Source organism: Pseudomonas putida (genome assembly GCF_003228315.1).
GTDB classification, from domain to species: Bacteria; Pseudomonadota; Gammaproteobacteria; order Pseudomonadales; family Pseudomonadaceae; genus Aquipseudomonas; species Aquipseudomonas putida_S.
Genome location: NZ_CP029693.1, coordinates 4,635,212 through 4,647,815 on the forward strand (window position 1 = coordinate 4,635,212; position 12,604 = coordinate 4,647,815).

6 protein-coding genes and 1 pseudogene are annotated in these 12,604 nt (G+C 61.6%); 6 read left to right on the forward strand and 1 reads right to left on the reverse strand.

The window, feature by feature from the left end; translation table 11 throughout:
- The first annotated feature begins 1 nt into the window (after position 1).
- From DKY63_RS21750 to hemE, 4 genes and pseudogenes are all read left to right on the forward strand, one after another.
- Positions 2-1,602 (forward strand): annotated as a pseudogene (locus DKY63_RS21750) (SPOR domain-containing protein).
- 347 nt (positions 1,603-1,949) lie between these two features.
- The gene (gene gltB, locus DKY63_RS21760) at positions 1,950-6,395 is read left to right on the forward strand and encodes a glutamate synthase large subunit (RefSeq protein WP_110965970.1); all 4,446 of its coding nucleotides are present in this window, start codon (positions 1,950-1,952) and stop codon (positions 6,393-6,395) included.
- 32 nt (positions 6,396-6,427) lie between these two features.
- Entirely contained in the window at positions 6,428-7,846 is a 1,419-nt protein-coding gene (locus DKY63_RS21765) for an FAD-dependent oxidoreductase (protein ID WP_110965971.1), read from the forward strand.
- A gap of 240 nt (positions 7,847-8,086) precedes the next feature.
- Positions 8,087-9,154 carry a uroporphyrinogen decarboxylase gene (gene hemE, locus DKY63_RS21770; RefSeq protein ID WP_110965972.1) on the forward strand — a complete coding sequence of 356 codons (1,068 nt, stop codon included), beginning with the start codon at positions 8,087-8,089 and terminating at the stop codon, positions 9,152-9,154.
- 128 nt (positions 9,155-9,282) lie between these two features.
- Here the strand turns inward: hemE and DKY63_RS21775 are convergent, their stop codons facing one another.
- Positions 9,283-10,524, reverse strand: coding sequence for an MFS transporter (locus DKY63_RS21775; RefSeq protein ID WP_239499418.1), 1,242 nt, complete (start codon positions 10,522-10,524; stop codon positions 9,283-9,285).
- A 152-nt stretch (positions 10,525-10,676) separates the two neighbouring features.
- On the opposite strand from DKY63_RS21775, the gene DKY63_RS21780 reads away from it, so the two are divergent.
- Positions 10,677-11,579, forward strand: a complete 903-nt coding sequence (locus DKY63_RS21780) for a LysR family transcriptional regulator (RefSeq protein WP_110965974.1) — start codon at positions 10,677-10,679, stop codon at positions 11,577-11,579.
- A gap of 484 nt (positions 11,580-12,063) precedes the next feature.
- A complete protein-coding gene (locus DKY63_RS21785) occupies positions 12,064-12,288 on the forward strand; it encodes a DUF6124 family protein (protein WP_110965975.1) in 225 nt (74 codons plus the stop codon).
- Positions 12,289-12,604: the final 316 nt, after the last annotated feature.

Consider the following 12,604-nt stretch of genomic DNA (forward strand, 5'->3'; position numbering starts at 1 on the left):
GATGACTAGTTTGCATGCCGACGAGGCTTTCCTCGGCCATTACCAGTTGACCCATGATCCCTTTGCGCCACGGGTCCCTGGCTTCAAGTTCTTCCCGGCCCAGCGCAAGCCGGTGCTCGGCCAGCTGCATCACCTGGCGCGCTACAGCCAGCTGCTGTTGGTGGTCACGGGGCCTCAAGGCAGTGGCAAGACCTTGTTGCGTCAGGCGTTGGTAGCCAGCACCAACAAGCAATCGGTGCAGAGTGTGGTGGTTTCCGCTCGTGGTGCCGGCGATGCTGCTGGCGTGCTACGGCAGGTGGCTCAGGCGCTGGATGTGGCCCAGGCCGAAGTTGGCGCCATTCTGGATCAGGTGGTGCAACTGGCTTTGACCGGTCAGGAAGTCTACATGCTGGTCGATGACGCCGAGCAGCTCGACGAGTCCGCCCTGGAAGCGTTGATGGCGCTGGCCGCTGGTGCCCCGGAAGGCCGTCCGCACGTGTTCCTGTTCGGTGAGTCGTCGCTGATCGCCCAGCTTGAGGCCTTGCAGCTTGAGGAAGAGCGCTTCCACGTCATCGAATTGCAGCCTTACACCGAAGAAGAAACCCGCGAATATCTCGACCAGCGACTCGAAGGCGCGGGCCGGGGTATCGAACTTTTTACCGCAGATCAGATCTCTGATATTCACGAAAGCTCCGAAGGTTGGCCTGGCAACATCAATCAGGTCGCCCGCGATGCAATGTCGAAGCCATGATTGCCAGCCGCTCAGCGGTCAAGCGTCCAAGTATGGGGTTCAAAATGCCGAAGAAACACGTATTGGCGATTTCAGCCGTCGTTGTGGTCGCGGTAGCCGCCGCCTGGTTGATGCCGGGTCGCAGCAAAGCACCGACCACAGGTGCACCGGCCAACGAGCAGGCGCAACTGCCGCTGGGTCAGGGGCAACCACAGGCAGGCGGTAATCCGTCCGTCGAATTCGCTGGTAATACTCAGCCGATGCCATTGCCACTGGTCGGTAATTCGCAGCCGGTGATGCGCAAGCCGCTCGCCGAAGCCGCAGGCGGTATCACTGAGGGTGACGATGGCGTGCCGGTGGAAGGTTCCAGCGCCACACCGCCGACCGTGACCACCATTGCACCACCTGAGGGCGTGCAGGCCGGCCCAGCGCCGACGCCAGCGGCCAAACCGACTCCGGCCCCGACTCAGGTAGCTACCGCCAAGCCAGCACCGGCTCCGGCACCTGCCCCGGCGACCAAACCCGCTCAAGCACCGGCCAAGCCGGCCGTCGTCGCCACTGCCAAGCCTGTCGAGAAGCCTGCTGTCCCTGCAGCCAAGGCCGCTGGCGGCACCTGGTACGCAGGCCAGGCGCCGGGCAACTACGTGGTGCAGATCCTCGGCACCAGCTCCGAAGCGACCGCGCAGAACTTCGTCAAGGAGCAGGGCGGCGAGTACCGTTACTTCAAGAAAGTCCTCAACGGCAAACCGCTTTACGTCATCACCTACGGTAACTTCGCCAATCGCGATGCAGCCGTATCTGCCATCAAGGCCTTGCCAGCGAAGGTTCAGGCTGGTAAACCTTGGCCTCGCACTGTCGCCAGCGTCCAACAGGAACTGGCAACAACTCGCTGAAGATTCGGCGGCCTTACCCAGGCCGCCTCTCCCGGCACCTCAAAATTTCTACAGCGCATGCGACTTTCGGGTCGCGTGCGTTGTGGTGTCTGCGTCACAGTAGTCTTTGAGTCGTAGCGGTCAAAATTAAAAAAGTTTTGACTAGCACAGCAGATCGCTTTAAACCTTTCACAAATGCGACATAGATTTGCGACATTTCGTCGTCAAATTTGTGAGGCCAAGTGTCGGTGTGTACAATGACCTCCCTTTTGCTCCCGCAAAGCCGGCGTACGTTCGGCGCGGATCGCAACTGGTTGAATTGAAAAGAAATTTGCCTCGAAAAGAGGCAGCCTGGTGAGAAAGTGTCTATGAAAGCAGGTCTGTACCAACCAGATGAATTCAAGGATAACTGCGGTTTCGGCCTGATAGCCCATATGCAGGGCGAGCCCAGTCATACCCTTTTGCAAACGGCCATCGAGGCCCTGACCTGCATGACCCACCGCGGTGGGATTAATGCCGACGGCAAGACCGGTGACGGTTGCGGTCTGCTGATTCAAAAGCCGGACGCGTTCCTGCGAGCCATCGCCCAGGAAACCTTCGGCGTCGAAATGCCCAAGCAATATGCCGTGGGCATGGTTTTCTTCAACCAGGACCCGGTAAAGGCCGAAGCCGCTCGCGAGAACATGAACCGCGAGATCCTGGCCGCCGGCCTGCAGCTCGTCGGCTGGCGCAAAGTGCCGATCGACACCAGCGTCCTCGGCCGCCTGGCTCTGGAGCGCCTGCCGCAGATCGAACAAGTGTTCATCGGCGGTGAAGGCCTGAGCGACCAGGACATGGCCGTCAAGCTGTTCACCTCCCGTCGCCGCTCGTCCGTGGCCAACGCCGCCGACACCGACCACTACGTGTGCAGCTTTTCCCACAAGACCATCATTTATAAAGGCCTGATGATGCCGGCGGACCTCGCCGCCTTCTATCCGGACCTTGGCGATGAGCGCCTGCAAACCTCGATTTGCGTGTTCCACCAGCGCTTCTCCACCAACACCCTGCCGAAATGGCCGTTGGCTCAACCGTTCCGCTTCCTAGCGCACAACGGCGAGATCAACACCATCACCGGCAACCGCAACTGGGCCGTGGCCCGTCGCACCAAGTTCGCCAACGACTTGATGGACCTGGACGAACTGGGCCCGCTGGTCAACCGTGTCGGTTCCGACTCCTCCAGCATGGACAACATGCTCGAACTGATGGTCACCGGTGGCATCGACCTGTTCCGTGGCGTGCGGATGATCATTCCGCCAGCGTGGCAGAACGTCGAGACCATGGACCCGGACCTGCGTGCGTTCTACGAATACAACTCGATGCACATGGAACCGTGGGACGGCCCGGCCGGTGTGGTAATGACCGACGGTCGCTACGCGGTGTGCCTGCTCGACCGTAACGGTCTGCGTCCGGCGCGCTGGGTCACCACCAAGAACGGCTTCATCACCCTGGCGTCGGAAATCGGCGTCTGGGACTACCAGCCTGAAGACGTGATCGCCAAGGGTCGTGTGGGCCCGGGCCAGATCTTCGCCGTGGACACCGAAACCGGCCAGATCCTCGACACCGACGCCATCGACAACCGCCTGAAGTCCCGTCATCCGTACAAGCAATGGCTGCGCAAGAACGCCCTGCGCATCCAGGCGACCATGGAAGACAACGACCACGGTTCGGCCTTCTACGACGTCGATCAGCTCAAGCAATACATGAAGATGTACCAGGTCACGTTCGAAGAGCGCGATCAGGTGCTGCGTCCGCTGGGCGAGCAAGGCTACGAAGCCGTGGGCTCGATGGGCGACGATACGCCGATGGCCGTGCTGTCCCAGCGCGTGCGCACGCCGTACGACTATTTCCGCCAGCAGTTCGCGCAGGTCACCAACCCGCCGATCGACCCGCTGCGTGAAGCCATCGTCATGTCGCTGGAGATCTGCCTCGGTGCCGAGCGCAACATCTTCCAGGAGTCGCCTGAGCACGCCTCGCGCGTAATCCTCAGCTCGCCGATCATTTCCCCGGCCAAGTGGCGCTCGCTGATGAACCTCGACCGTCCAGGCTTCGAGCGGGCGATCATCGACCTCAACTACGACGAAAGCGTCGGCCTCGAAGCGGCCATCCGCAGCGTTGCCGATCAGGCTGAAGAAGCCGTGCGTTCCGGTCGCACCCAGGTCGTACTGAGTGACCGTCACATCGCGCCGGGCAAGTTGCCGATCCACGCCTCCCTGGCCACCGGTGCGGTGCACCACCGCCTGACCGAAAAAGGCCTGCGTTGCGACTCCAACATCCTCGTGGAAACCGCGACCGCTCGCGATCCGCACCACTTCGCCGTGCTGGTCGGTTTCGGCGCCTCCGCCGTTTATCCGTTCCTGGCCTACGAAGTGCTGGGCGACTTGATCCGTACCGGTGAAGTGCTGGGCGACCTCTATGAGGTGTTCAAGAACTACCGTAAAGGCATCACCAAGGGCCTGCTCAAGATCCTGTCGAAGATGGGTATCTCGACCATCACTTCTTACCGTGGTGCGCAGCTGTTCGAGGCCATCGGCCTGTCGGAAGAAGTCTGCAACCTGAGCTTCAAGGGCGTACCGAGCCGCATCAAGGGTGCGCGTTTTGTCGACATCGAAGCCGAGCAGAAAGCCCTGGCCACCGAAGCCTGGAGCCCGCGCAAGCCGATCCAGCAGGGTGGCCTGCTGAAGTTCGTCCACGGTGGCGAATATCACGCCTACAACCCGGACGTGGTCAACACCCTGCAAGCCGCCGTGCAGCAGGGCGACTACGCCAAATTCAAGGAATACACCTCGCTGGTGGACAACCGTCCGGTGTCGATGATCCGCGACCTGCTCAAGGTCAAGACCCTCGATACGCCGCTGGACATCAGCGAAGTCGAGCCGCTGGAATCGGTACTCAAGCGCTTCGATTCCGCCGGTATCTCGCTGGGTGCCCTGTCGCCGGAAGCTCACGAAGCCCTGGCCGAAGCCATGAACCGCCTTGGCGCGCGTTCCAACTCCGGTGAAGGCGGCGAAGACCCTGCGCGCTACGGCACCATCAAGAGCTCGAAAATCAAGCAGGTGGCCACCGGTCGTTTCGGTGTAACCCCGGAATACCTGGTCAACGCCGAAGTGCTGCAGATCAAGGTCGCCCAGGGCGCCAAGCCAGGCGAGGGCGGTCAACTGCCAGGCGGCAAGGTCAACGGCCTGATCGCCAAGCTGCGTTACGCGGTACCGGGCGTGACCCTGATCTCGCCTCCGCCGCACCACGACATCTACTCGATCGAAGACTTGTCGCAGCTGATTTTCGACCTGAAACAGGTCAACCCGAAGGCGCTGGTCTCGGTGAAGCTGGTGGCGGAAGCAGGCGTCGGCACCATCGCTGCCGGTGTGGCCAAGGCCTATGCGGACCTGATCACCATCTCCGGCTACGACGGCGGCACCGGTGCTTCGCCGCTGACTTCGATCAAATACGCGGGCGCTCCGTGGGAACTCGGCCTGGCCGAAACCCACCAGACCCTGCGTGGCAACGACCTGCGTGGCAAGGTCAAGGTGCAGACCGACGGCGGCCTGAAAACCGGCCTCGACGTGATCAAGGCGGCGATCCTCGGCGCTGAAAGCTTCGGCTTCGGTACCGCGCCAATGATCGCCCTGGGTTGCAAATACCTGCGTATCTGCCACCTGAACAACTGCGCCACCGGCGTCGCGACTCAGAACGAGAAGCTGCGCAAGGATCACTACATCGGTACCGTCGACATGGTGGTGAACTTCTTCACCTACGTCGCCGAAGAAACCCGTGAGTGGCTGGCCAAGCTGGGCGTGCGCTCCCTCGAAGAGTTGATCGGCCGTACCGATCTGCTGGACATCATCGAAGGTCAGACCACCAAGCAGCATCACCTGGACCTGACCCCGTTGCTGGGCAGCGATCACATCCCTGCCGACAAGCCTCAGTTCTGCGGCGTGGATCGCAATCCGCCGTTCGACAAAGGCCTGCTGGCCGAGAAAATGGTCGACATGGCCACCTCGGCGATCAACGACCTGAGCGGCGCCGAGTTCGCCCTGGACATCTGCAACTGCGACCGTTCCATCGGCGCGCGGATCTCCGGCGAAATCGCCCGCAAACACGGCAACCAGGGCATGGCCAACGCGCCAATCACCTTCCGTTTCAAGGGCACCGCTGGCCAGAGCTTCGGCGTGTGGAACGCCGGCGGCCTGAACATGTACCTGGAAGGTGACGCCAACGACTACGTCGGCAAGGGCATGACCGGCGGCAAGCTGGTGATCGTTCCGCCCAAAGGCAGCCTCTACAAGACACAGGACAGTGCCATCGTCGGCAACACCTGCCTGTACGGCGCCACTGGCGGCAAGTTGTTCGCCGCCGGCACCGCGGGTGAGCGTTTCGCCGTGCGTAACTCCGGTGCCCACACCGTCGTGGAAGGCACTGGCGATCACTGCTGCGAGTACATGACCGGTGGTTTCGTCTGCGTACTGGGCAAGACCGGTTACAACTTCGGCTCTGGCATGACCGGCGGTTTCGCCTACGTGCTCGACCAGGACAACACCTTCGTTGACCGGGTCAACCACGAATTGGTGGAAATCCAGCGGATCAGCGGCGAGGCGATGGAAGCCTACCGTAGCCATTTGCAACGCGTGCTGAACGAGTACGTCGAGGAAACCGACAGCGAGTGGGGTCGTGAACTCGCCGAGAACCTCGATGATTACGTGCGCCGTTTCTGGTTGGTCAAGCCAAAGGCTGCCTCCCTGAAATCGTTGCTTTCCAGCACCCGTGCCAACCCGCAGTGATATGCGCCTGAAGAGTTTGATGAGGTTTTAAAATGGCTGAACGTCTGAATAACGACTTCCAGTTCATCGAGGTCGGGCGCAAGGATCCGAAGAAGAAACTGTTGCGTCAACGCAAGAAAGAGTTCGTGGAAATCTACGAACCCTTCAAACCCCAGCAGTCGGCCGAGCAGGCCCACCGCTGCCTGGGTTGCGGTAACCCGTATTGCGAATGGAAGTGCCCGGTGCACAACTTCATTCCCAACTGGCTCAAATTGGTGGCCGAGGGCAACATCCTCGCCGCCGCCGAGCTGTCGCACCAGACCAACACCCTGCCGGAAGTCTGCGGCCGGGTGTGCCCGCAGGACCGTCTGTGCGAGGGTGCCTGCACCCTCAACGACGGCTTCGGCGCGGTGACCATCGGTTCGGTGGAGAAGTACATCACCGACACCGCGTTCGCCATGGGCTGGCGCCCGGACATGTCCCGGGTCAAGCCGACCGGCAAGCGTGTCGCAATCATCGGCGCGGGCCCGGCGGGCCTGGGCTGTGCTGACGTGCTGGTGCGCGGCGGCGTGACCCCGGTGGTGTTCGACAAGAACCCGGAAATCGGCGGTCTGCTGACCTTCGGCATTCCCGAGTTCAAGCTGGAAAAGACCGTGCTGAGCAATCGTCGCGAAGTCTTCAGCGGCATGGGCATCGAGTTTCGCCTCAACACCGAGGTGGGCAAAGACGTGACCATGGAGCAACTGCTCGAAGAATACGATGCCGTGTTCATGGGCATGGGCACCTACACCTACATGAAAGGCGGCTTTGCCGGTGAGGATCTGCCGGGCGTGTATGACGCGCTGGACTTCCTGATCGCCAACGTCAACCGCAACCTGGGCTTTGAAAAGTCGCCGGAAGATTTCGTCGACATGAAGGGCAAGAAGGTCGTGGTACTCGGCGGTGGCGACACGGCGATGGACTGCAACCGCACTTCGATCCGCCAGGGCGCCAAGTCGGTGACCTGTGCCTATCGTCGTGACGAAGCGAACATGCCGGGCTCGCGCAAAGAGGTGAAGAACGCCAAGGAAGAAGGCGTGAAATTCCTCTACAACCGCCAGCCGATCGCGATCGTCGGTGAAGACAAGGTCGAAGGCGTGAAGGTGGTCGAGACCCGTCTCGGCGAGCCGGACGCCCGTGGCCGTCGCAGCCCCGAGCCGATCCCGGGTTCCGAAGAGATCATCCCGGCCGACGCCGTGGTCATCGCCTTCGGCTTCCGTCCGAGCCCGGCGCCGTGGTTCGAGCAGTTCAGCATCCAGACCGACAGCCAGGGCCGCGTCGTGGCACCGGAACAAGGCCAGTACAAGCACCAGACCAGCAACCCGAAAATCTTCGCCGGTGGCGACATGGTGCGCGGTTCCGACCTGGTGGTGACGGCGATCTTCGAAGGCCGCAATGCCGCCGAAGGTATCCTGGATTACCTGGGCGTTTAACCAAGCGACACAAATCCCTGTAGGAGCGAGCCTGCTCGCGATGGCGATGAATCAGTCACCAGATGCATTGACTGACACTTCGCTATCGCGAGCAGGCTCGCTCCTACAGTTGTTTTGTGGTGTTGCGAAGATCGGTGTCCCCCGCGACAAATTGACCCGATAGACAAAAGGCTGAGCTGTATCCGTGCCTTTTGCGCCCGGCTCTGAGAAAATGCCCGCACTTTTTTTCCGGATGCCGACATGACTGCCCTGAAGAACGACCGATTCCTGCGCGCCCTGCTCAAGCAACCCGTAGACGTCACTCCCGTGTGGATGATGCGTCAGGCCGGACGCTACCTGCCTGAATACCGCGCCAGCCGCGCCAAGGCCGGCGATTTCATGAGCCTGTGCATGAACCCGTCGTTCGCCTGCGAAGTCACGATGCAGCCGCTGGACCGTTATCCACAACTGGATGCGGCGATCCTCTTCTCCGACATCCTGACCATCCCCGACGCCATGGGTCAGGGTCTGTATTTCGAAACCGGCGAAGGTCCGCGCTTCAAGAAGGTCGTCAGCACCCTGGCCGACATCGAAGCCCTGCCGATTCCCGATCCGCAGAAAGACCTGGGCTACGTGATGGACGCGGTCAGCACCATCCGCCGCGAACTCAATGGCCGTGTGCCGCTGATCGGCTTCTCTGGCAGCCCATGGACTTTGGCCACCTACATGGTCGAAGGCGGTTCGTCGAAAGACTATCGCAAGACCAAAACCATGCTCTACGACAACCCGCAAGCCTTGCACCTGCTGCTGGATAAGCTCGCGCAGACCGTCACCAGCTACCTCAACGGCCAGATCATGGCCGGCGCGCAAGCGGTGCAGATCTTCGACAGCTGGGGCGGCGCGCTCTCGGCGGCGGCGTATCAGGAGTTCTCCCTGGCCTACATGCGCAAAATCGTCAGCGGCCTGATCCGCGAGCACGAAGGCCGCAAGGTTCCGGTGATCCTGTTCACCAAGAGCGGTGGTCTGTGGCTGGAAAGCATCGCCGACGCTGGCGCCGATGCTTTGGGCCTGGACTGGACGTGCGATATCGGCAGCGCCCGCGCCCGTGTCGGTGACAAGGTTGCCCTGCAAGGCAACATGGACCCGACCGTGCTCTACGCCAAGCCTGAAGCGATCCGCACCGAAGTCGGGCGTATCCTCGCCAGCTACGGCAAGGGCAGTGGCCACGTGTTCAACCTGGGTCATGGCATCACCCCGGAAGTCGATCCGGAGCATGCGGGCGCGTTCCTGCGCGCGGTGCATGAGTTGTCGGCGCAGTATCACGAGTAACCAGCGCCAGCTTTTCAATGTGGGAGCGAGCCTGCTCGCGATTGCGGTGGATCAGTCAGCAGAGATGTTGAATGTGAAGCCCCATCGCGAGCAGGCTCGCTCCCACAGTTGTTTGTGGCGTACAGACTTCAGGCCTTGACGCCACCCAACGGCGGCAACTTCGCCAGCTTTAACGCCACCCCCAACGCCACCAGCAGCAACGCGCCAATGAACAATCCAATGCCATTCCACCCGCCCAGATGCCAGAACACCCCACCCGCCGTACCGGCAACACTTGAGCCCGCGTAGTAGCTGAACAGATACAGCGACGAAGCCTGCCCCTTGGCCTTGGTGGCGCGGCGGCCGATCCAACTGCTGGCCACCGAGTGTGCGCCGAAGAAGCCGAAGGTGAACACCAGCATGCCGAAGATCACCAGCGGCAGTGGTGTGAACATGGTCAGCGCAAGGCCTGCAATCATCAGCACGATGGTGCTCCACAGTACTTTGCGCCGCCCCAGCTTGTCGGCCAGCGAGCCGATTTTCGCCGAGCTGTAGATGCCCGACAGGTACACCAGCGACAGCAGGCCGACGAAGGCTTGCTCCAGGTGGTACGGCTCGGCCAGCAAGCGGTAGCCGACATAGTTGAACAGGGTGACGAACGCGCCCATCAGCACAAAGGCCTCCAGGAACAGCAGCGGCAGGCCGGCGTCGCGAAAGTGCATGGTGAAGCCGTCCAGCAGGCTGCGTGGGTGCAGCGAGCGGGAGCGGAAGTTGCGCGACTCGGGGAGGATCCGCCAGAACACTGTCGCGGCGATCAGCGCCAGGCCACCGATCACCAGCATCGCCGTGTGCCAGCTGATGAAGTCGATCAGTACCCCGGTGATCAAGCGTCCGCTCATGCCGCCGATGGCGTTGCCCGCGATGTACAACCCCATCGCCAGTCCAAGGTGTTGCGGGTGAATCTCTTCGCTCAGATACGTCATCGCGACCGCCGCCAGACCACTCAGGGACAAACCGATCAGCGCGCGCATGATCAACACCCCATGCCAGCTCGGCATCATCGCGCTGGCCATGGTGCACAGCGCCGCACAAAACAGCGCCGCGACCATCACCGGCTTGCGCCCGAGCCGATCGGACAGCGGGCCGGTGATCAGCAGGCCGAAGGCGAGCAGGCCCGTGGCCACCGAGAGAATCAGGCTGCTCTGCGCCGCATTGATCGAATATTCCTGGGACAGCATCGGCATCATCGGCTGCACGCAGTAGAGCAGGGCGAAGGTCGCGAAGCCGCCAGAGAACAGCGCCAGCACCGTACGCATGAACGCCGGCGTGCCTTTTTCGATGTAGATCTGCGCCAGCTCGGCGGCAACATCGCCTTGGGCGGCGGGGGTGATTTCATGGGCGAGTGGAGCGACAGCAGTTTTCACGGGGGACCTCGGAAGCGCACAGCCGGTCAGGCAATGAAAAAAGCATATAGCTGGCTAATGATTCAATCCAATATATTGTTCGACCTGTTTGATAGCTTGAACGACCTAATGGGGTTTCCATGGAATTGCGTCACCTGCGCTACTTCATCGCCGTCGCCGAAGAACTGCACTTCGGCCGCGCCGCACAGGCGCTGGGCATCTCCCAGCCGCCATTGAGCCAGCAGATTCAAGCACTGGAGCAGGAGCTTGGCGCGCGGCTTTTCGAACGTACCAATCGTCGGGTCGAGCTGAGCGAGGCGGGCCGGTTGTTTCTGGAAGAAGCGCGGCTGGTGCTGGCGCAGGTCGACAAGGCGGCGGATGTCGCGCGGCGGGCGCAGTTGGGCGAGCTGGGCGAATTGAAGATCGGCTTCACCTCGTCGGCACCGTTCAACTCGACCATTCCCCAGGCGATCTTCGCGTTTCGCCAGCGCTTCCCGGCGGTGCATCTGAATCTGCGGGAAATGAGCAGTACGCAAGTGGCGGATGCGCTGGTGGATGAGTCGATCGAAGTCGGGATCATGCGGCCGCTGGGGCTGCCTGATTCACTCAGCGTGGTCGAACTGATGCGTGAGCCATTGGTCGCGGTGCTCAGCTCCAAAGACCCGTTGGTGGAGGGCAGTGAAGAGGGGATATACCTGTCCGAGCTGGCCCTCGAACCCTTCGTGTTTTTCCCACGCAGCTACGGCAGCGGGCTGTACGCTCAGCTACTGAGCCTGGCGCGGGATGCGGGGTTCAGCCCGCACTTTGCGCAAGAGGCCGGCGAGGCGATGACGATCATCGGGCTGGTGGCGGCGGGGCTGGGAGTGTCGGTGTTGCCGGCGTCGTATCGACGGATGCGCATCGATGGCGTGGTCTATCGGCCATTGCTCGATCCGGCGGCGGTGTCGGCGGTGTGGCTGGTGCAACGCAAGGACCAGAAGTCGGCGATGGCGCGGGCGTTTGTGGAGTTGTTGACGAGGAAGGTCGAACCGCTGAAAGGGTGACTGCTTCGCAGTCAATCGCGAGCAGGCTCGCTCCCACATGGGAACGCGATACCTGTAGGAGCGAGCCTGCTCGCGATGGCGTTCGCAAGAACACCAAAAAAACATCAGCCGGGCACCGGACTACCAGACATTTCAACCCAGGTTGTAGGGCATTTCTGAAATCCCTCCAACAAGCTACAGCTTCTTGCGGCGCTGCCTACACCTACTCCAGAATCCGCCGGCTTGTGCGCTTCGAGGGCCGTCGCTAACTTGATTCGCGTCACTGATGGTCAGTGATCGGGTTTAGTAGCCCGCTTTCATATCTAGTGCATTGGCGCTCCTGATAGGCAGGTATATCCATACCTGCCCTTGACGGTAGCTGTGCGCAGGGCGCCTTCGGGCGCGCCGGATTGATATGGACCGGTCTACTAACCTGCGTACAGCTGCCACCCTTCTGATGTTTGGCGATTCGGTGTCGGCTCCCCCTCTTTCAGGACACTGAACCATGACCCATTCGCCCAGCCCGATCTTCCTCATCGCCCCCGACATCGACAACCACACGCTGCTCGAATACGCCTGCGTCTCCCTGGCTTCCGCCAGTGCCATGGCCAGTGACTTCGCCCGAGACCTGAAAGGGCCGCAGGGGCAGGTACTGTTGGGGATTCAGCAGTCGATCATGCTCGGAGAACTGGCGGTGAACCGGGCACTGGATAACCTCGATCAGCCATAACCTTGTAGGAGCGAGCCTGCTCGCGAAAAACGTCCGGGCAACGCGGTCATTCAGGCACCGCGCGTTATCGTTGACGACCATCGCGAGCAGGCTCGCTCCTACAGGGGACCGTGGCGAGAATGAGATTTTCGACACACAGATGAACCCTGTGGGAGCGGGCTTGCCCGCGATGAGGCCGGCACATCCAACATCAATGTCGCCTGACGTACCGCTTTGAAAGATCGTTCCCACGCTCTGCGTGGGAATGCCTCAACGGACGCTCTGCGTTCGGCTTCTAATTTGGGACGCGGAGCGTCCCGGGCTGCATTCCCACGCA